A 21569-nucleotide genomic window follows, 5' to 3' on the forward strand; every position below is an offset into this window, starting at 1 on the left:
GTGTTGTATATTTACATTAAAATTAGGAATTAAGATGTCACAGATATCAATATACTGGAAACAATTTACCGATTCTTTACAGGGATCCTCTGCGATTCCGGATTTAGCAGGCTCTTTTCATTTTGGAGGAAAGGAAGATGCCTCGTCTATTGCAGAGCTTGTGGTTTCCGGTATTAAAATAGCTACGGGATCACTACTATGGGGATATGAGCATACAGCAATGCCTGCTGTCGGAGAATATAATATCATTACCGATTCTGATGATCAGCCGGTTTGTATCATTGAAACCATCGGGATATCGGTTATTCCGTTTGATAAAGTGGAAGATCAGTTTGCTTTTGATTGCGGAGAGGGGGACAGAACATTGCAGGCCTGGCGTGAAATGTATTGGAAATACATTCGGTCGGAATGCTGCCGTATAGGGAAAAAACCTGTACCAGATGCGCCCATGATCTGTGAGTATTTTAAACTAGTTTACAAAGAACCTTTATATCATTAAGATAATATAAAACAAACGCGCGCGCTGAATTTCAGCGCGCGCGTTTTTTAACAGATTTAAATATCTAAAACTGCCATCACAAACGGCAGAAGTGATTTCATGTTATAAACCAATATTTTTAGTTGGTTTCAATTGCTTTAAAATGTTTTTTGGAATAGCATTTTTGTGTACAAGAATAGCCGTTGATTTATACTCAACATAAGGTCTTGTTACATAAAGATATCCTGCAAAGTCATTGGTTACTCCCCATGAGTTTTTAACCATATAATACTCTTTACCTGTCTGATCTTTAGCCAATCCTACGATATGCATACCATGGTCATCCGTTGTAGAAAGATTATTAAGAGCTTTCTGACGCATATCTTCAGTAATGGTTTTATCTTTTTTAGGTTCTGTAAATAACGTTTGTTTGTTATCCGCATTGATTTGGTTTAAATCCATATCAGGAACATAAGCCACACCGTTTTTGTAGGAGAAATAAGGCTCAGAAACATCAGTTGCCCAACCTACAGAATAGCCTTTGGTTACAGCATTATCAATGATAGCCGTAAGATCTTTCATAGGAACATTCCAGTCAGAGTCATGGCTCCAGTTATCCGGAATCGGAACTACGAATTTCTGATAATACGGATAATCTTTGTAAGAAGATAATTCTACATAATCATCAGGGTTAATTCCCACCACCTCATTAGCAAAAGTTTTCGGAGTGTAGTTTTTTCCTTCGTATGTAAAGTTGGCAGGCACTTTTCCTAAGTATTCGTCAAGAATAGCATCCACAGAATCCATCCAGTTATCAGAAAGCTTTCCTTTTGAAGATGCCTGAACAAGACTATCCAATACCGGTTTTAATTTTCCCTGCATTTCTTTGAAGTTGTTCAGTGTCTGTCCGGATTTCAATCCTGTGTACACATCCTGAGGAACAGCTCCGTATTTTTTGTACATATTAACTACATCATGAAGTTCTCCTCCGTCACCCCAGCTGATAGCTCCGTTATTTAATACATATAACTTCGCTTTATCATGATAAGAATTTCTTGCTGTAAAAATTTCAGCAAGATCTACAGGTTTTTTGCCCATTCTCTGCATTTCAGATTCAAGGAAAGAGTTTCCTGAGTAGCTCCAGCAGGTTCCTGATGAACCTTGGTTCTTTACAGAAGTAGCACCAACGTCTTTTAACGTTGTGAACTGAAAATTAGCATTTTGTGATTGGTTGTTTTTTAACTTATTGATTAAGTCATCTTGGGCAAACATCATACTTCCTGCAGACAAAACAAAAAGTAATGATACCATTTTCGTATTTTTCATTACTATAAAAAGATTATTTATATTAATAGTCGTTAATATTAGAGATATGTTACAGCAGGAAAAGTTAAATTTAAAATGAAAGTTTTTTAAAAAAATGTTTAGCATGTTTCCAACCCGTTCGGAATTTCCGTCATTTATATTCATATAACTCCTGACTATGGAAAGAAAATTATGATGAGAATGTCAACGTAACGGCCGAAATACACAGCGGCAGGTTTACGAGAAAATGGCAGGCAGACTTTATACGGTCTGCAGACGTTATCTGAAAAAAGACGAAGATATCGAAGAAGTTTATAAATCCATCAAATAGCAATAAAAACGGGCCTTCGCAGAGAATGTCTGTTTTATTTTAAAATTAATTTTCAATAATTATTGAAAATTCAAAAAATATAATTAGATTTGTAAAAGAAAATTAAAAGAAAAGACGATGAAACTTTCAGAAGCCAAAGAAAAATACATTCAGACCTGGGGAACATTTGCTACCAACTGGGGAATCAACCGTACGATGGCACAGGTACATGCTTTGCTTCTGGCAAGTGGTAAGCCGCTTTCTACGGATGAGGTTATGGAGCAACTGGAAATTTCAAGAGGAAATGCCAATATGAATCTTCGGGCCCTGATCGATTGGGGGATTGTAAGAAAAGAATTTATTAAAGGCGATCGTAAAGAATATTTCGTAGCGGAAAAAGATGTCTGGTACCTTTTTAAGCAAATCACCAAAGAGCGTAGAAAAAGAGAAATAGAACCGGTTATTTCGTTTCTTGAAGAACTGAAAAATATTGAAGATAAAGATTCGGAGGAAGCAGAAGAATTTATCAGACTGATTAATGATTTCAGCTCTGTGACAGGAAAGATTAATAATATCATGGATCTGGCCATTAAAAGTGATGATCACTGGCTGGTAGGAAAGATTACTAACTTGTTGAAATAGTAAAGAAAGGATGGAAGTCCTTTTTTATTTCTGTCTTATTTTCAAAAATTACTGAAAGTTTTAAATAGATAATAATTATGAAAAATTTTATCATTCACCTATTCTTAATCATGTATTTCGGAAACAGAAGAAATGATAAGAAGCAATGGTTATAGAAGAATTTACAATAAAACCCTTAAAGATAATCCGTTATGAAAACGTTAAAAAATCACACCCTTATTTACGACGATGAATGCCCTATGTGTGCCATGTATTCCGGAGGTTTTATTAAAAGCGGAATGCTAGACGGACAGGGAAGAGAAGCTTTTACGGAAATATCTGTCAGAAATAAAAGTCTAATTGATTTCAATCGGGCAAAAAATGAAATTGCGCTGGTGGACCACAACAAAAATGAAGTTGTTTATGGATTGGACAGTCTTCTTCTGATCATTGGAAATTCGTTTCCATTATTAGAGAAAGGGGCAAGGGTAAAACCTTTCTATTGGTTTTTCAAAAAGTTATATTCTTTTGTTTCCTATAATCGAAAGCAGATTATTCCTTCGAAAAAAGACTATACTGAACAATCTTGTGTTCCTGATTTTAACAGAAAATACAGACTTGTCTATATTGCATTTGTGGCAATTTTCTCAGCCTATGTTTTAAGTGTTTTTTCCGGAAAACCAGGAGTAGGCCTGGATCGGAATTTTTTAAGAGAACTGGCAGTCTGTCTAGGACAGATTTTCTGGCAAGTTATTTTTCTGAGTACTTATTTAAAGCATAAAGCCTGGGATTATGTCGGCAATATGATGACTGTTTCTTTAATGGGAACATTACTGCTGATTCCGGCTTTGTTTACAGATTTTACTCCAGCTTTCTATATTATTTACTTTGGATTTGTAGTATTGATCATGTTTCTGGAACATATGCGAAGATGTAGAATATTAAAACTGGGTTATCTTCCTACAATTTCATGGATTCTGTTTAGAATAACAGCTTTGACAATCATTACTTTGACTATTCAATAAAAAAAACTTTGAAAATGGCACTTATTTATTTAGAAATATTGATCGATGCCCGGGCTCAGGATGTTTTTGATCTTGCCAGAGATATTGACCTGCATCAGAAATCCACTGCAAGATCTCACGAAACAGTTATCGGAGGACGAATGTCAGGATTGATTGAAGAAAATGAAACCGTTACCTGGAGGGCTAAACATCTGGGAATCTATCAGACCCTGACTACAAAAATTATCAGTATGGAAAAACCTCTCCAATTCACAGATATCATGTTGAAAGGTGCTTTCAAATCAATGCGACACCAACATATTTTTAAAGAAACAGAAGGAAAAACGAAGATGACGGATGTGTTTGAATTTGAATCTCCGCTGGGAATCATCGGGAAGCTTTTCAATGCGGTTTTCCTTACCCGTTATCTCAGAATCTTTCTTACGGAAAGAAATCAGCTTATAAAAATGACCGCAGAAGCATTGAAGAACAATGATGTAATCTGATAAAATGTTACGGTATCAATTCACTCAAAAAAAATAATATGAACTTTTTAAAAGCAGAATGGCGAAAGTTGGCCATCATCAATTATGAAATAAGCCCGGAAGTACTGACTAAATATTTACCTGAAGGGACAGAATTGGATTTTTACAAAGGAAAATGCTATGTGAGCTTAGTTGGCTTTATGTTTTTAAATACAAAATTATTAGGTCTTCCCATTCCTTTTCACCGGAATTTTGAAGAAGTAAACCTGAGATTCTATGTCAGGAAAAAAGAAAACAAAACCTGGAAAAGAGGAGTAGTCTTTATTAAGGAAATTGTTCCCAGGTCAGCTTTAAGTCTTGTAGCAAATGCCGTGTATAAAGAAAACTATCATACCATGCCGATGAAAAGCAAAATTCGTGAAACAGACACGGATGTAATGATTAAGTATTCCTGGAAAGACAAAAGCTGGCATTCCATCCAGATGACAGCAGAGAATACAATGCTGCCTATGGAAGCTGATTCTGAGTTTGAATTCATTACGGAACATTACTGGGGATTTACCAAAAAAGAGAAAAGAACTTCAGTATATGAAGTGTGTCATTCCCAATGGAAATATTACAGAGTGAAAGATCATAAACTGGATATTGATTTTAAATTAGTTTACGGGATTGATTTTGAATGTCTTCGTTATCAAAATCCTGTTTCTGTAATGCTTGCAGAGGGTTCTGAAATTGAAGTGAAAATGAAAAAATAAAGAATGTAACATTATAAGACCAACACTCAATTTTAAACTTAGAATTATGAAAATAATCATAGCCGGAGGAACCGGATTTCTTGGTGAAAATCTAGAAAAGTATTTTACGGAAAAAGAAAACCAGGTTTATATTCTCACCAGGAATCCAATGCGTAAAAATGAAATCTACTGGGATGCCCGAACCACAGGAGGCTGGAAGGATATCCTTGAAAGAGCGGATGTTTTAATTAATCTTACCGGAAAATCGGTGGACTGCAGATATCATGAAAAGAACAAACAGGAGATTTATGCTTCAAGAATAGACAGTACTAAAGTATTACAGGAAGCCGTTAATCACTGTTCTGATAAGCCTAAACTATGGCTGAATGCCAGTTCTGCAACCATTTATGTACATTCAGAACAACATCTGAATACAGAGGAGGACGGAATGATAGGGGATGATTTTTCTATGAATATCTGCAAGAGCTGGGAAAAAGAATTTTTTAAATCTGATGACCAGAAAATACGGAAAGTAGCACTTCGGACTTCTATTGTTTTAGGAACGGACGGAGGTGCTTTTCCAAAGTTAAAGACAATCACCCAATTGGGGTTGGGAGGTCAGCAGGGAAGGGGAACCCAGATGGTAAGCTGGATTCATATCGACGATTTTTGCAAAGCGGTTGAATGGATTATTATGCATGAAAATATTAAAGGAGCCATTAATGTAACTGCTCCCAATCCTTTGCCCAATGCAGAGTTGATGAAAAAGATAAGAAAACAGCTCAAAATCCCTTTTGGACTCAATGCTCCGGTATGGCAATTAGAAATAGCTGCTCTGTTTTTAAATACAGAAACCGAACTATTGCTTAAAAGCCGAAACGTATATCCGGAAAAACTGCTTAAAAGCGGATTCTTTTTTTGGTATCCGGACTTTGACAAAGCTGTATATGACCTGACTTAAAAGGAAAAAGAGCAGAAAGAATCTGCTCTTGTATCAAGTATAAGTTGTCCTGTTTTTAATATTTTCTGGCCAGTAAAAGGTTCAATAAAAATGTACCGGTCCAGTTACTGTTGTTGGTACCGTTCGTTCCTATAAAATCTACTCGGGCCACTGATACCGTAAGCCTTGTTCTTCCTGCAGTACCATTATTGGCAAGACTTACAAATGAAGCAGTAAAGACATCCGGGAAACTTGAGTTATTTCCTGCGGTAAGAATAGGATACATATTGGTGACATTGAAAGGAGCTCCCTGATATTCATACACAATCATCATCCTGCTGGTGTTTGAATAGGCTGCAGTATGAGCATTGGTTACTGAAGTTTTACTGATGATCCACCATACATCAGTTCCGGTTCCGGTATCATAAGAAGTATTGGCATGATTGGTCCAGTCTGCGACTCCCGGTGATCCGTTTCCATGAGGAGGAATGGAAACCTGAGCTCCGTAAATTTCCACATTACTAGGTTTTGGAAGTACGGTAAATGAAAGATCCCATGTTCCTCCACTCGTATTGCTATTGTTTACCACCTCGGCATATGCTCCTAGTGGGATGGTAAAGCTGGCAACAGGAGTATTGTCAATTCTTAATGTATTTCCACTGGATGCCTGAAGCGTAATATTGGAAGTGGATATATTTTTAATTTTATAGATCCTTCCCGTATAACTGGTAGTTCCGGTACCAATTACAGGAAGTGTAAAAGTAGCGTCCCCTGTTCCGTTATAAGTGAGGTAATGGTCTGTCGCCAGAATATTATACGTGTTAGCCGTTACCTGTTTATAACCTGCTCCGAGGGATCCGTTGATGGCTAAAGTACTGTTTGGTGTCATTGTGTTAATACCTACTTGTGCATTTAGGCTAAGGCACCCAAACAGAAGAACTGAGAAGTATTTTTTCATATTAATTGTTTTTAATGTTTCACAAAAATATGAAAAAAAATACTTCTAAATTAGCTGATGTTGCATATTTTATATGTTATTTATTTAATTCTCTTTTAAGTGAGTAATTGATTGTTTTAGAATGTTTTACACTAATCTGCACGGAACTTCCAGATCTTCGGTCAGGTAATAACTGCAGCATAAACGGTGATAACCATCAGCAATAATTAATTCATTTTCACCTCTTACGAGTAATATAGGAGAGAGTTTTTTATTTTTCTCTACTTTTCTGAGGTTCTCTTTCACATGGATATTCGTATCGGGAAGTAATGCTAGTTTGCTGGCTCTTAGAATATCTTTGGATTTTTTTGTAATCGTAGGTGCTTTTTTTAATTTTCCTACAATTTTTTGGGCCGCATCCGGTTCAAAAAGGAGCTCCAGATAATCTTGTGCTGCCGGAAAATCATGGTCTTCGGGTTCTTTTAGCCAGAGATTGTCTCTGGTCAGGGTATTTTTTTTCATAACGGATTGAATGTTTGGTTACTTCTTAATGGCTGAAAATTTTTCAAACCAAATAGAGTATTAAAGATAATGAAAAATAGAGTATGGCCGGTATTTTTAATATTGGTATGATATATGTACAGATACTCATAAACATGAATGATTTTAATTGGTAATTATTAATTTATTAAAAATATACATCATGAAAAAGTTATTTATTTCAACAATATTGTTGCTGGGTTTATCAATGAATGTTTCTGCCCAAAGACGTCCGCCTGCTCCTCCTCATCCTTCCAAAAATGAGCTGGTTAATATTAAAATGCAGGAGTTGACTAAGAAATATAATACAGAGAAAAAACTGATCTTAAATCATCCGCTTGCTACTAAACAGATGAAAAGAGATCAGATGAAGGCTTTAAATCAAAGGTTTGAAACTGAAAAACGATTACTTAGAGAAGCGAGATAGTAAGTTTTTTTTGTCATTAATAAAACATTAAGGGCTTATTTTTATCTTTTTTATTTTGAGAGTTTTTCAGGGTAAAATAAAATTTTTTGAAAGAGAATGCGTTTTGTATTCTCTTTTTTGTTTAAAATTAAATAAAATTAGCTTTATTGATGCATTTTCAGATCACTTCGTAGAAATATAAAACATCCAATATTTTTCCTTAAATTCGCATAAAAATTTTTAAAGTAATGAATTACGATATTATTGTCATTGGAAGTGGTCCTGGTGGATATGTTACTGCGATCAGAGCAGCACAGTTGGGTTTCAAAACCGCAATTATCGAAAAAGAAAACTTAGGAGGAATCTGCCTTAACTGGGGATGTATTCCAACTAAAGCTTTATTAAAATCTGCTCAGGTTTTTCATTATATTAACCATGCTGAAGATTATGGATTGAATAAAGTGGAAGCTAGTTTTGAGTTTCCGAACGTTATTCAGAGAAGCCGTGGTGTAGCCAGCAAAATGAGCAAAGGAATCGAATTCTTAATGAAAAAGAACAAGATTGACGTAATTCTTGGTACAGCTACCGTTAAAAAAGGTAAAAAAGTTTCTGTAACAGATAAAGAAGGTAAAGTAACTGAGTATTCAGGAAATCACATTATCATCGCTACAGGAGCACGTTCAAGAGAATTACCAAACTTACCACAGGATGGTAAAAAAGTAATCGGATACAGACAGGCATTATCTCTTCCTGAGCAGCCAAAATCTATGATCGTTGTAGGTTCCGGAGCTATCGGGGTAGAATTTGCTGATTTCTATAACACCATGGGAACTAAAGTAACTGTTGTTGAATTTATGCCTAACATCGTTCCTGTAGAAGATGAGGAAATTTCTAAACACTTAGAAAAATCTCTGAAAAAATCAGGAATTGAAATTATGACTAATGCTTCTGTAGAAAGCGTTGATACAAGTGGAGAAGGTGTAAAAGCTAATGTAAAAACAGCGAACGGAAACATTACCCTTGAAGCTGATATCTTATTATCTGCTGTAGGTATTGCTGCCAACATCGAAAACATCGGTTTAGAAGAAGTGGGAATTCAGACAGATAAAGGAAGAGTTTTAGTAAACGAGTGGTACGAAACTTCAGTACCTGGTTACTATGCGATCGGAGACCTTATCCCGACTCAGGCTTTAGCTCACGTGGCTTCTGCTGAAGGAATCACATGTGTTGAGAAAATCAAAGGATTACACGTTGAGAAAATTGATTACGGTAATATCCCGGGATGTACATACTGTCACCCTGAAGTAGCTTCCGTAGGTCTTACAGAAAAGCAGGCCAAAGAAAAAGGATATGAAATCAAAGTAGGTAAATTCCCTCTTTCCGCAAGTGGTAAAGCGACTGCAAACGGAAATACGGATGGTTTCATCAAAGTTATTTTTGATGCGAAATACGGTGAGTGGTTAGGATGCCACATGATCGGTGAAGGTGTAACGGATATGGTGGCTGAAGCTGTTGTAGCAAGAAAACTTGAAACTACAGGTCACGAAATCATCAAGTCTATCCACCCGCACCCTACAGTTTCTGAGGCTATCATGGAAGCAGCAGCTGCAGCTTACGGAGAAGTGATCCACATCTAATCAAAATACTGCATTTTATATAACAAAGCTCAGAGAAATCTGAGCTTTTTTAAATTCATTACCATGAAAGAAATAATCTTCCTGTTTTCTTTATTCTGTTTTACATTCATATTTTCCCAGAAGCCTTTCGAATATAAGGAAAACCATTTTCCTGTTAAATTTGTTTTGAAAAATTCTAAGGACACCATTACAACCAGAGTTCAGAATATCGGTTTTTTTACAAATAAAAAGTTCTCTCCGGTTACTTATATTAAAGAAATAAATGTTTTGGACCCGTCAGGAAATAAAACGACCATCAGCGAATTTGATATTGATTATATGGAAATTACAGATCCGCAGAATGTGGTAAGGAAATACACTTCTTCCACATCACTTCTTCTTGCCAAAAAAGATTTTGGTCTTATAGAAATATTATATAAAGGCAAACTAAGCTGGTACAGAGATTATTTTTTTGAAGGGATGGGTTACAAAATCAATAAAGTAGACTTCCTGATTGACCGCAAAGACGGAAAACTTACCAATGAATCCGGATTTTTTAAACCCAGCATTAAATATAACCTTAAAGAAAAACTGAAGGACTATCCGGACCTTTTGGCGCTTGTCGATAAAGCTAGAAAAGATGAGGATTTTATAAAGATTCTTGAATTGTATAATGATAAATAATACGGAAGGGCGACTTAGAAAACAAGCCTGATTTTCATTGAATATAAAAAGCACTGCAAAAAGATATTGCAGTGCTTTTTTAGAAATACTATCATTACAAAGAGGTCCAGCTTCTGATTATTTGTAAAACCTGGCAATAATCTCTTCTTCACTCTCTAAAAACTGAATTTTATCAATGATATCACTTTTGGTAATATTTTTTACGATCAAAAATCTATTTATTTTAAACGCTATTTCATAAGGATAATAATCAAAATATTTATCCTGTGATCGTTTATTTGTAGTTTCAATTAAATAATCCATTGTTGAATAGGTCCAGTAATATGACTTTTGACTTGCTTTTGAAACGGCTTCAAGCATAATAATCTCCAGGTCTTCTTTCTCAATCTGAAAATTGACATAAAACCAGAAATTTTCATTTTCTAATAATAAAAACTTATTTTTTATTTCAAAAAAGAAGAGTCCATTTTCATTAATTTCTGTAGGACTATATAAAATAATATTTTCATCCTCATATTCATAATAATGACCTTCTTCCTTATATTCCATTAGATCACATATAAACTGGTTCTTATATTGATAACCGCGTATTATTGAGTTTCCTTTTAAAAAACTTGTAAATTCATAAGGTTGAAATCCAAAAATTTCTTTATTTATACCTATTTCCATGTTGTAAAATTACTTTTTAATAATTATAAGGATGCAAGCTTCCTATACTTGTTTCCGTTTCATCCAGCCAGATTCTCACCTTGGTACTGGTTCCCGATTGGTTTATTGGTCTTCCAAAATCCAATATGATTTCTTTTGCACCTCTTGAAGAAGTTCCAAATACCCCTTCACCTTTACCAATACGCATCGTAGCTTCTGTTAATATATCTTCATATGATAATCCTTTTTGGAACATTTGTGATAAAGGCCTACCTCCAACATTAAATTCACCAGCAAAAAAATGTTCAGAAAGATGACTTGTGAAGCCCGATGATTTGTTTTTTAATGTAAATGCAATGGCCTTAGTCCATTCGCAATCATTATGCACTAATATTCCCTTTTCAGAAACATAGTAATTGTGATTGCCTTCCACTTCAAAATTATAGACTTCTACTTTCTTATCCAAAAGTTCAACGGATTCTACTGAAGAGATATGGCCATCCAGTGTGGTTAACAACATTCCTTTGGTAAGATGTTTGGCTTCTATCCAGCTTCCGTTTACATAGAAAGGGTGTTCCGGTGTACAGGTAATGGCTGTTCCGTTGACTATTATTTTGATGAGCGAAACGGAAGTGTTCCGGAATAAATCCAGGACTTTTCTAAGTTCTTTCTGACCGGTTTCTTCATTATAACTCCATACCAGATCACCTCTTTTAATGTTTTCTATCTTTTCAGTTCCATTCTCTACGGCAATAAGGGTTCCTTCCGTAAAGCAGATTTTCATTAATCCTTTGGTAAGTCTTCCTACCGGTGCACAAATAATGGATCTGGCCGTATTGAGGTATTTCGCAGGAATCAATTCCGGAAGAATGACAAAAGGCGCTTCCTGCATAGCAATCAAAGTGGTGTATGCTAATTGAGAAGACGGGTTGGCATACGGATTATCAGGAACAGGACCAACACTTGGGCCCCATGGATCTGCCTGTGGTGCCAGATAGGTGGTAATTACGTTTGACTGTTCATTTTTTCCCTCAATATCTCCAATTCTGACATATCTGCCCCATTCTTTATTGCTTTCCATTCCCTGTTTAGAGAATGTGGCTGTGTTTCCTCTTCCGTTTCCGTAATTGGTTTTTACTGACCAGTCTCCATCATCATGTTTATAAACCTGCACGGTATTATTTCCGTAGCGCATCGTATTGGCATAACGTTCTGCATTTCTTCGGGCTCTGGACCATACAAGTCTGTGCCAAAGGTTATCAGGATTGGTTGACCCCGGATCACCGGCCCTTTCTCCGATCATACCGGTAGGATCCGAATAGTTGACTGGATCATTCCAGGTGTAGGTATAAGGAGACATGGTAAGTTCCACCAGTGGATCTACCGATAACCAGAAACTTCGCTGAGGATCATAATATCTTGCTCCGTAGTAATATAATCCGGTCTCGGAGTCAAGTTCTTTTCCGTTATATCGATATGGATTTCCATAGTCGTGATTGGTAAGCTCCAGTAAAGATTCTCCGAATGGCATATATTCATACCAGTTGGTAATTTTGGCTCCGCTGTTTGTCAATACTGAAGAGCTGCCTAAATGATCAGGATGAATCCAGTACATTTCAGAATCTAAAATCTCCGGTGGCGTCTGTCCGTTCATACAGCCATAAGGATTGGTTTGAAGAATGGTATCCCACAATGCACAGAAGCTTCCGCCGGCTGTTAATACTTCATTATACATATTGAGATATGTTTTAAAGCATTTGGATTGATTCTGTGAGAGATTCCCAATTACCTGTTCTACAGCATAGCTGCAGTCTGCCTCATTGGTTAATGTATTGGACGGTGGGGTATATGCTCCCTGAGTATCTGCATTAGGAACCCATACCAGAGGCGGATATGTTGCTTGGGAATTGATGATTTCGATTTCTTTTTCCAATATTTTACGCAGCTCAACATATTGATCGTTTTCGTCAATTTTAAATCTATGAGTAGGAATATTGCTTACCCTTGTGGCAATCCTCTGGCCTCCGATATAATAATGTTTACTCATGTTCTTTTCTCCCAATACCATATATCCACTTGGATAATAAGTATAAGTTCCCATCTGAGTCGTTGTTTCCGGATCATTTCCGTTCACGTACATTTTTTTGGAAACGCCGTCACTTTTTAAGATACGTTCGCCTCCTGCATCGTATACATAATGACTAAGTACACCTCTCTGGCCAACAGCTTTTAAATTGTTTCTCTCCGACCAGAACAACTGTCTTCCTAAAGTTTTTCTAGGCCCTACGATATTATACAATTTCTCAAGATTTCCGTTGACATCATATTCAAATTCTTCAGCATTTTCAATAGGGAAAAAAAATCCGTTGCCACAATCCAGCGGTCCGGAAAACGGATTGTTGTGTTTATATTCAATTCTGGAAACTGCATTAGGATGGTCCGGAACATCATAAAAATATTTCGACTCTTTACCTGTGTTAATTGGATTTTGGCATGCAACGCTATTGTCATAAGATTTTAATCTGTCATTCTTAACCTGCATATTACCAATGCTGTTGTACCCCATATCCAATGCATAGTAATGGGAATAATTTTTGTCTTTGATATTGATCGTAGAAGATTGTAATCTGTTGAAGCCATCATAAGTATATTGTTTCTGGCTTGAAGCTGTTATAGGATCTAAGGGAAGATTTCCGGACATGGCCGTTGTACCTTCTACATTCAAGATATTCCCATTGCCGTCAAATGTGTATTTATTATTACGTATTTGCAGGCCTGTATTGGCATAGAATTGTGATAATTCAGCCAGTTTTCCCCAGGTATCATAATTATAGGTGCTTTTTGTTTCGTTTCCTGCTGTAAAAGAAATCATCTGATCTCTGTTATCGTAACCAATATTTTTTACGATAGGAACCAAAGGCTGGTTGACAGGACTTTTACTATAAATATTCTCTAATAATCCTGTTGTGCCGTAATTATAAAATACCTCTTCAGAATCAGGATAAGTTATTTTATTAATTCTGTTGTATACATCATAAACAAAAGATGTTTTAAATAATTTAGGAGCATTGTTCGGAGCTACAACCACTCTGGTATTTTCTCTAATCTGCCCTAAAGCATTATATTTGAATTTTTGCAACCCGACTTTATCAAGCTGGCTTATTACGCGTCCTCTGGAATAATCTGAAGCAGTAGAGGCTCCATATTCATACCTTACAAAATCAATAGAACCAAAATCAATTTGCATAAGCCTGTTATAATCATAGGTATACATTACTTTTTGTCCTGTCGACCGAAGCAAATTATTATCCGAGGCCGTCAATTTTCCCGTCAGGTCATAGGAGTAATCTATTTCTCCGGCATCAGGCTGTATAACCCTCGTTTCTCTTCCCCACTCATCATATTCATAGATCGTGGTATTGTTATCCTGGTCATTGGCCTCTGTAAGCTGGCTAAGAGAATTATATTTATTGCTGGTCCATATATTCTGATTTCCGTCTGTTTGTTTGGTAGAAGTGGTACGGCCTCTTTCGTCGGTATATACTACCGAAGTATTTCCCAACGGACTAATTGTCGTTGTTGAAAACTGCTGTGTAGCATGTCTGTCAGGGCCAACTCCATATATATATTTAGTGGTGAGGTTTTCCAGTCCGTTTTTAGTTTTGACGTTGTACCGTGTTACTTCCACAGGACGGTCCATATCATCATAGTCAGTAGCAAAGTATATTTTTGCCTGCTGATCTTCCGTACTTGTATAATTATCATACGTCCTTAAAGTAGGTACAATCATATTGGCACCCGATACGGCGGAAATATAATCTCTGAGAATTGTTTTGACAGGTCTTCCCAAATTATCTTTAAGCATAAATACATTACTGGCATAATAATGCTTGGTTCCTACAACTTTGTATAGTTTTTTTGTTGCCAGTTCCTGTCCCCAGGCATTGGTAAATAAACTGCTGAAATAATTTACAGTAGGGGTCACGTCATTTACTATAGGGGCTTTCCTCTCTGTAATAGCTACAGGAACAAAATCATTAGGATAATAATAGAATCTGATGGTCCAGTCAGTATCAACCGGAGATTTATATCGAGTGACTCTTCCGAATGTATCATAAGTATATTGAGTTGAAACTCCGTTTACATCTGTAATTAGGGTAGGAGCTCCGAATAAATAATTAGTATCGTATTGAACAGAACTTGATAAGTTGTATGAGTCTGTTGTTTTGATCATATACGTATGATATACAGGATCGTATACATATGATTTTGAAAATCTCTGACCGTTGTCTGATGAAGGTTCTGTTACTTTTGTTAAGTTTCCATAGGCATCATATTCCATATCCGTCTCTGCGGTCTGACCATTGAGTGTTCTTGAGATTTGGGTTATATTACGGTTATTATCTACTTTGGAGATTGATTTTCTTATAATCCCTCCTCCGGTAACGGTATGGGTTTTCGGCGTACCGGTGATATTTTTGGTTCCCGGATCATGATAAAGTATTTCTACACTTACGTCATCCGAAGTATTACCAAGATCAGTTGCCTTATCGATGTATAAAACAGGATTTCCGTATTTATCATATTGTTCAACCGTAGATATCAGTGTTTTACTGTGATTCGCGTTACTGCCATATTCAGTTATTGTATTTTCAGTTTTATACAATAACGGGATAATTCTGCCGATATCCTTATATTGAGGTTCTGCCTGGTTTTCAGATAACAGATATCCTGTTGCAATTTCTTTATCAAAATACCGGTACGTATACTTTGTTTCAGTACGCTTTCTGCCAGTGGCATCTAAAACATACATTGATCTTACAATCCCTTTTTTATAAAAATACTGTCTGACTTTTGTATTATCATAGTTTACAAAAAAATCATCGGAATCAAAATTCGTTTCATATTCTGTGACCTGAGTTTGGTAATGTGTGAATCCGGCACTTTCTCCACCGCCATATGACAAGGTTTTTATGATACCAAACCCTAAAAACTCTCTTTCTCTTCTGTCCTGAATTCCTCTTTCATATTCAAATGTCAACTGAGTTTTTGGTATTATTCTCGGTCTTCCCTGAACGATTGTATTTAATAAGGCACGGTCATGAACAACAACGCTGGTAAGAGCCATTTTTGAAAAAGGCATCTGGTAAGTTCCTCCGATAAGGCTTCCGTAGTTATTTTTTACATTATAAATATTATAATCGAGCTCAATAATCCCTTGATTGGAATTGGTGATACTTTTTAACAGATTGGCTTTACCCAGATTATTATGGTATACTTTTAAATCAGATTCATTTTCAGAAATTAAAAGGTCAGGGAGTCCGTCACCATCAAAATCTCTTAAGTCTACGGTCTGTTTGCTTACCGACTTATCTTTATTATATCCTAATCCGATACAGATTTTAACGCCGAAGCAAATACAGATGGTCCCGTAAAGATTGAATCCGGAAGAGTTTTGCTTATTTTCCAGCTCAAAATTTGTACTCATAGGGATGCTTACAAAAGTAGTCCCCGTATTGATCAGCATTTCATAGCTATTGCCCGATTTTATAATTTTATCCTCAAGTCCGTCTCCGTTAATATCCAGAAATGCAGTATTGATAAGAGATTTGGACTGAGCTAAACCGACTCCGAAAGACAGACTTCCGTTCGGCCAGCTAAAGCCGCCGCCGCCGGAAACGGAAGAAGAGCTGTTGTTGCCCAGATCAGAAACACTCCAGTTATGAGATTCGGTTACAAAATTTTTACCATTGTTGATGTACAATGTTCCATCCGATACAAAATCCATTAGCCCGTCACCGTTGATATCAAACCAGATGGCTTTGCTTTTTGATTGTGCTGATCCTAATTGTAAACTTAACCCGATACCTACGGCATTGGCAGAAGTTGTGGTGTGGGTGTTTTTCTCACCTCCTGTTTTAAAGCCGCCATTAGAAGTATTACTGAATTTAGTAGGAACCGGAACTCCTAAACCAAAACCGAAATTGGTGGTGGTATTGAACATTTCTCTTTCAAATGTGGTGCCCGGGCTTCCCAACTGGCCTAACAGATTGGTTTTCTGTATGGAATAACCAGATACTACATCAGGATAGCGGTCTCCGTTAAAGTCCACAAAATGATCTTTGGTATAATCTTTAGAGAAACCTGCGTTTCCACCAACGATAAAGGCATTTCCGTATACATTGACTCCCGTACCTTTATAATATTTAATGATTGCTCTCGGATTCGGTACGGCATAACCGGGGTATTGAGATTCTGTATCCGGTTGAGAAAATGTTCCTAACAATGCAGGTTGCAAATGATATTGGCTGAGCTCAGCAGACTCCAAAGGAGAGGTATAAGTTTCCGCATCGGCCTTCAAATCAAGAGGAGTGAAGTACCTTGTATTGACCATCTGCGTCACATAGTTGATGAGGCAGTCCTGATAAGCCTGTGTTGAAGGATCCCCGGAACATGGAAGCGTAGGGTTCTGCATGTTGACATTAAAGCTGCTTAAGCTGGAGTTAAACTCGCTTTCTCTTATGGTTTCTCCCGGATATTTGGATCCGTTGTACGAGAAGCCTCCCCAGCCCTGATAGACCAGGCCGGTATTAATATTGTAATGGGTATTATTGGCTCTGTAAGCGAAATGATCTGCCTTATGTCCTGTATTGGCCGGAATAAAAATGGTAGATCCGTTAGGCTGGCCGGAATAAATCCCGTTGGGTTCAAAGTTTGAGTTATAAATATCCGGGTTAATTTTTGCCAGGTATTTAGCAACATCATAATCTAAGGAGCTGATCTCAAAATAATGATCCATGAAATAGAGCTCCTGATCTCCTATCCCAAAGGTCTGATTTAGTTTCGTAGCGATTTCACAATAATTTAATGATGGCATAGGCATCTTATTGTTCACGACATCCACGATACTCTTAAAAGTATGGATTCTATCCTGATCATCTTTCAGTTTTAAAGAAAAGACAACTTTTGCATTATGTAACTGCGGCAGGTTTAAATAAATGACATCATTGATGCTGGAGCCATACTTGGGGTAAAGTAAAAATCTGCAACTGGAGGCATTAAGGGGCTTGTATACCGTAAAGTCTCTGGGAAAATTTTGGGTAAGCCTTTCTCCATACGGATTGTACTGTACAAATGCATTGAGTTGGATGACATCTGTATCCGTTGTTACTTCAAGTTGTGGTTTCCATTTTATTTTTTCCCACGATACGTTGGTATCTGAAGAAACATCAAAGTTGAAGAATGTCACCGTAGAATCAGACACTACCTGATTGACCATAAGATTACTCAGGTTAAATCCGGAAATAGAGTTGCTGTTGGTTGTTAAAGTATTAAGAGATTCCCCTTTTATGAGTTTATAATGATAGATCAGATGGGCAGGGGAAGGTTGAATGCTTCCCGTAGTATCAGATCTCGGAATAACTACTTTATAGATTTTAAAATCAACATCATCCGTAAACTTCTCATTACCCATATTCCCCCATGAGATATTGACTCTGGCTTTTTCTCCCACCATATTTCCTTTTTTACTTGATGCCAAATAAGAATATGAGGAATTAAATCCATAATAGTAATTTCCGTTTGCATCCTTAGGAATATTCGTAGAAGTATTTACAAAGTAAGAGATTTCCGTATTGGATACTATTCGGTCTTTGATCGGATTTTTTTTGGCACTGGCTACCACAAAAATTCGCTGTCCTTTTTTAATATCAACGGTTTCACTGATAGAATTAGGTTGTCCGGGGTTGGTAAGCGTTATCGGAGAACCAATCATAGTAGAATGGGGTGGAACATATGATGGATCATCTTCAAAATCTTTAGTCATTCCCCCTAATTCCATCCAGACATCCACCCCGTCATCAGAGTATTGTTCCAATTGGGCATTAGTAGTAACTCTTATTTTACCATCCATAGGAGCTTCCCACATTCTGACAATATTTCCCTGAAGCTGAGGTCCTGTCTGACCAGGCTCCAGAATTTGTACTGCCGGAAACCCGCTGAGTATAATATTAGGCGTTGTGGCTGTTACGTTAGGTCCGTTTTCCTGCTGTGGTTCAAATTCAGGAACACTGTTTCTGATTCGGCTGAAATAAACATCTCCATAACTTACTAAATCAGCAAGACCATCTCCGTTAACATCAGAAAAGTATACCGGAGTATTGCTATTGGTCCAGTTATAATTAACGCCTGCCGCATATTGTTTATAAACAAATTCAAGCCCCACAGATCCCACATAAGAGCTGGTTTTGGATATGGGAGTTCCGGTAGGCCAGTTGACAGAGTTATACACTCCTCCAAAATTGGACATATGGTTTTTTCTGTACCAGATATTCCCGTTGGATCCCAGGAATACCTTATCCGGTAAACCATCTCCATCTATATCCATTAGCTGGCTCTTACCATATGTTTTATTTTCACTGTAAGAACCATTGATTCCAAAGGTATTTTTTTTGTTGAAGCCTATGAAAAAGCATCCTGCTCCGCTTCCGAATGTAAGAGATCCCCTGAATTTATTGATATTATCACTAAAATCTCCGCTGATAGCAGATGGGCTCCCTCCGTTGAAGGGACCTACGCTACCGATGTCATTTCCCGTATTGTAGGATTTATAATTATCAAAAATTCTTGCAGTGTTATAGCTAAACTGATGTTTGTTAAACTGACTCCCGTTTCCATCTTTTTGAATAAGTGCTGTTAGAAGTCTTTTCCCGAATTGTCCTACCTGTGTATTGGTAAGTTCATATTCCCTGATCTTTGTATGGGCTCTGTAAACAGTAATTCTTTTCAGAATCTTTGCATCCGTCAGTTTTACACCATATTTATAACTAAAAGTTCTGTCTTCTCTGACACCAGGCTCATTCTCGAAGGAAATCGTCGTATCATTACTGTAGGTAATATTAGATAAATATTTACCTTTCCCTCCTCCTTCAAAAGAATCTGAATATTGATAAATGATTGTATTGTTATACCGATCTGTTACCTTTGTTAAATACCATTTAATTCTGTTTCCCGAAGAATTACCGGAAGCATCATCAGTGAGAACCTGAGTATATTCTTTTCTAATCCCGTTTCTATCCAGTATTTCCCAGGTATAGTCTGAAGGTGAATTTCCCTTTCTTGTAATATACAGCCCTTCGGTAACTCCGGTTCTGTAGTGAAACCTTTTATCTCCAGCGACTCTGTCTTCCTGGAACTGTACTTTATTCGGTAAATAGCTGTCTTTAAAAACCAGTTGTTCACCGCCGATCGTATAAATCTCACTTTCTTTTTTAATATCGAAAGCAGGAACTCCCCAACGGGTATCCACGGTAATTGTTTCTAATGGAATATCCCATCCGGTTCCCGCCCATCCTGATTTATTGTCGCTATCGTAACTAAGAGCTATATTAGGCTGAAGACCACTGGTCCCTTTAGGGATTTCAATCGGATAATTCACGACTGCTGATCCCTGCTGATTCGCAGTGGGAGGAGATATTAAATTCATTTTAGACGTCGGATTGGCAATCGGAACGTCATTGGTCGTTGTGGGGGTGAAAGAAGTGGTCTCCGGACTTTCAGGTTGTTTAACAACGCCGTTGATATAGTCGGTTTCATATCCGGCGAGTGCTTTGAAGACAATATATTTTTTCTTTACATTCACACTATCCACACCAACGGAGATCCATTTTTTCTGAGTATAGTCAAAAGCAAATGTGGTAATGTCTTTTTCATGATATCCGTTGGGAAGGTCTGCTTCATCATAAGGAAGGCGGATAAAATTTTCCTGTGAAGTTTTATTTTTATACCGGAATCCATAATAGCCGGAACTTACATTGCTTATTGACCGGTCCGTCGGCGGAAGATCTATATTTCTGAGTCCCCATAAAATTCCTGATTCATTTTTATAAATAAGGTTCTTACCGGACTCTTTATAGGAGTCAATTTCAAGGATATTCTGATTATTGTTTTTAGAAATAGTTTCTTCAAGAGTCGTATTATCTTTTTTTATAAATTTAATACGTACGGAAGGTTCTTTATTTCCGTCTAATGATAAATATTCAAATTCATTTCCGTGAAGTTCTACTTTATGGTTTCCGATTTCAAGAGCATTAATAGATGAATTGGGATGAATGAATCCGCGTACATATATTCCTTTATCATGAGCAATACCAGATGTAATCTGATAAGGTTTTTGATCTGGGGCTGTATTCTCGGTAATCCGTACATTCTTTATCATGTAATAATCTCCCTTATTTAGGGCGTTGAAAAGAACATGATTGTTTCCTTCTTTTAAGAGTTCAGGATCAATATTTTCGCTGATTTTCGTCCATCCTGATTTCTTAATCTTGATATATCCGCCCATTGCAAAGCTTCCATTGATACTTCTTGTGACAGAATTGACATCTGAATATCCATCTACATCATAGGTCAGGGTATAAGAGCTGTTCTTATGAATACCGGAAAGCTGAACATTAAAAATATTATCTGCCGGATTGGCATCTGAATATTGAGAATCTTTACTTCCTATTTCCCCTATATATCCTGAATTTACAAGAGCATTGTCATTATAGAATATATTTTGAGGTTGGGCAGGCAATGGATTTTTAATGCCTGTTTTATTCATTGTCAATAGAGAAGTGCTGCCCAAAGTTGGTTTTGCAGATGTTACATAGGCTTCTTTATTTTCATAATGACTGGGTTTAAGAAAGTCACAGTTGATTTTATAGGGATTAAAATAATGACTTGTAGTTCCGGCTTTCTTATTATTTTTATCATTCTTATGAGCAACTGTATAGAAAGTCCAGCTGCACAATGAAAGAATGATAGGTATGAAAACCGGCAACAAATCAATATTTTTAGTATTGAAGAATCTCTTTCTCAT

14 protein-coding genes are annotated in these 21569 nt (G+C 36.8%); 9 read left to right on the forward strand and 5 right to left on the reverse strand.

Annotated features, from left to right (window positions below; genetic code table 11):
- Positions 1–34: 34 nt before the first annotated feature.
- Positions 35–499: an ASCH domain-containing protein gene (locus JO178_RS02260; RefSeq protein WP_291931002.1), complete on the forward strand. Its 465-nt coding sequence runs from the start codon at positions 35–37 to the stop codon at positions 497–499.
- Between the two features lie 102 nt (positions 500–601).
- On the opposite strand, the gene JO178_RS02265 is transcribed toward JO178_RS02260, so the two are convergent.
- Positions 602–1804: a C1 family peptidase gene (locus tag JO178_RS02265; protein ID WP_291931004.1), complete on the reverse strand. Its 1203-nt coding sequence runs from the start codon at positions 1802–1804 to the stop codon at positions 602–604.
- A 427-nt stretch (positions 1805–2231) separates the two neighbouring features.
- On the opposite strand from JO178_RS02265, the gene JO178_RS02270 reads away from it, so the two are divergent.
- The 5 genes from JO178_RS02270 (at position 2232) to JO178_RS02290 (ending at position 5898) form a co-directional block, all read left to right on the forward strand.
- Complete coding sequence (locus tag JO178_RS02270) at positions 2232–2735, forward strand: transcriptional regulator (RefSeq protein ID WP_291931006.1); 504 nt, start codon at positions 2232–2234, stop codon at positions 2733–2735.
- Positions 2736–2926: 191 nt separating this feature from the next.
- Entirely contained in the window at positions 2927–3739 is an 813-nt protein-coding gene (locus tag JO178_RS02275) for a hypothetical protein (RefSeq protein ID WP_291931008.1), read from the forward strand.
- 14 nt (positions 3740–3753) lie between these two features.
- Complete coding sequence (locus JO178_RS02280) at positions 3754–4224, forward strand: SRPBCC family protein (protein ID WP_291931010.1); 471 nt, start codon at positions 3754–3756, stop codon at positions 4222–4224.
- A gap of 38 nt (positions 4225–4262) precedes the next feature.
- Positions 4263–4958 (forward strand): DUF2071 domain-containing protein, encoded by a 696-nt coding sequence (locus tag JO178_RS02285; RefSeq protein WP_291931012.1) that lies wholly within the window; start codon positions 4263–4265, stop codon positions 4956–4958.
- 46 nt (positions 4959–5004) lie between these two features.
- Positions 5005–5898 carry a TIGR01777 family oxidoreductase gene (locus JO178_RS02290; protein ID WP_291931014.1) on the forward strand — a complete coding sequence of 298 codons (894 nt, stop codon included), beginning with the start codon at positions 5005–5007 and terminating at the stop codon, positions 5896–5898.
- Positions 5899–5953: 55 nt separating this feature from the next.
- Here the strand turns inward: JO178_RS02290 and JO178_RS02295 are convergent, their stop codons facing one another.
- Both JO178_RS02295 and JO178_RS02300 read right to left on the reverse strand, forming a co-directional pair.
- Positions 5954–6835, reverse strand: coding sequence for a hypothetical protein (locus tag JO178_RS02295; protein ID WP_291931016.1), 882 nt, complete (start codon positions 6833–6835; stop codon positions 5954–5956).
- A 126-nt stretch (positions 6836–6961) separates the two neighbouring features.
- Positions 6962–7336, reverse strand: a complete 375-nt coding sequence (locus JO178_RS02300) for a hypothetical protein (protein ID WP_291931018.1) — start codon at positions 7334–7336, stop codon at positions 6962–6964.
- Positions 7337–7517: 181 nt separating this feature from the next.
- On the opposite strand from JO178_RS02300, the gene JO178_RS02305 reads away from it, so the two are divergent.
- The 3 genes from JO178_RS02305 to JO178_RS02315 all read left to right on the forward strand — a co-directional run bounded on the left by JO178_RS02305 (position 7518) and on the right by JO178_RS02315 (position 10060).
- Positions 7518–7781: a hypothetical protein gene (locus JO178_RS02305; RefSeq protein ID WP_291931020.1), complete on the forward strand. Its 264-nt coding sequence runs from the start codon at positions 7518–7520 to the stop codon at positions 7779–7781.
- A 227-nt stretch (positions 7782–8008) separates the two neighbouring features.
- Positions 8009–9397 (forward strand): dihydrolipoyl dehydrogenase, encoded by a 1389-nt coding sequence (lpdA, locus tag JO178_RS02310; RefSeq protein WP_291931022.1) that lies wholly within the window; start codon positions 8009–8011, stop codon positions 9395–9397.
- 63 nt (positions 9398–9460) lie between these two features.
- Positions 9461–10060, forward strand: a complete 600-nt coding sequence (locus JO178_RS02315) for a hypothetical protein (protein WP_291931024.1) — start codon at positions 9461–9463, stop codon at positions 10058–10060.
- Between the two features lie 117 nt (positions 10061–10177).
- Here JO178_RS02315 and JO178_RS02320 read toward each other — a convergent pair whose 3' ends face one another.
- On the reverse strand, positions 10178–10729 hold the full coding sequence (locus JO178_RS02320; RefSeq protein ID WP_291931026.1) for a hypothetical protein: 552 nt from the start codon (positions 10727–10729) through the stop codon (positions 10178–10180).
- 16 nt (positions 10730–10745) lie between these two features.
- On the reverse strand, positions 10746–21569 hold the full coding sequence (locus tag JO178_RS02325; RefSeq protein ID WP_291931028.1) for a polymorphic toxin-type HINT domain-containing protein: 10824 nt from the start codon (positions 21567–21569) through the stop codon (positions 10746–10748).

Source organism: Chryseobacterium sp., assembly GCF_019236175.1.
Classification (GTDB): domain Bacteria; phylum Bacteroidota; class Bacteroidia; order Flavobacteriales; family Weeksellaceae; genus Chryseobacterium.

What these genes read in the sequence shown, in the direction of transcription:
- JO178_RS02260 (WP_291931002.1), top strand. Translation starts at nt 35, where the DNA reads ATGTCACAGATATCAATATACTGGAAACAATTTACCGATTCTTTACAG.
- JO178_RS02265 (WP_291931004.1), bottom strand. Translation starts at nt 1,804, where the DNA reads ATGAAAAATACGAAAATGGTATCATTACTTTTTGTTTTGTCTGCAGGA.
- JO178_RS02270 (WP_291931006.1), top strand. Translation starts at nt 2,232, where the DNA reads ATGAAACTTTCAGAAGCCAAAGAAAAATACATTCAGACCTGGGGAACA.
- JO178_RS02275 (WP_291931008.1), top strand. Translation starts at nt 2,927, where the DNA reads ATGAAAACGTTAAAAAATCACACCCTTATTTACGACGATGAATGCCCT.
- JO178_RS02280 (WP_291931010.1), top strand. Translation starts at nt 3,754, where the DNA reads ATGGCACTTATTTATTTAGAAATATTGATCGATGCCCGGGCTCAGGAT.
- JO178_RS02285 (WP_291931012.1), top strand. Translation starts at nt 4,263, where the DNA reads ATGAACTTTTTAAAAGCAGAATGGCGAAAGTTGGCCATCATCAATTAT.
- JO178_RS02290 (WP_291931014.1), top strand. Translation starts at nt 5,005, where the DNA reads ATGAAAATAATCATAGCCGGAGGAACCGGATTTCTTGGTGAAAATCTA.
- JO178_RS02295 (WP_291931016.1), bottom strand. Translation starts at nt 6,835, where the DNA reads ATGAAAAAATACTTCTCAGTTCTTCTGTTTGGGTGCCTTAGCCTAAAT.
- JO178_RS02300 (WP_291931018.1), bottom strand. Translation starts at nt 7,336, where the DNA reads ATGAAAAAAAATACCCTGACCAGAGACAATCTCTGGCTAAAAGAACCC.
- JO178_RS02305 (WP_291931020.1), top strand. Translation starts at nt 7,518, where the DNA reads ATGAAAAAGTTATTTATTTCAACAATATTGTTGCTGGGTTTATCAATG.
- lpdA (WP_291931022.1), top strand. Translation starts at nt 8,009, where the DNA reads ATGAATTACGATATTATTGTCATTGGAAGTGGTCCTGGTGGATATGTT.
- JO178_RS02315 (WP_291931024.1), top strand. Translation starts at nt 9,461, where the DNA reads ATGAAAGAAATAATCTTCCTGTTTTCTTTATTCTGTTTTACATTCATA.
- JO178_RS02320 (WP_291931026.1), bottom strand. Translation starts at nt 10,729, where the DNA reads ATGGAAATAGGTATAAATAAAGAAATTTTTGGATTTCAACCTTATGAA.
- JO178_RS02325 (WP_291931028.1), bottom strand. Translation starts at nt 21,569, where the DNA reads ATGAGAAAGAGATTCTTCAATACTAAAAATATTGATTTGTTGCCGGTT.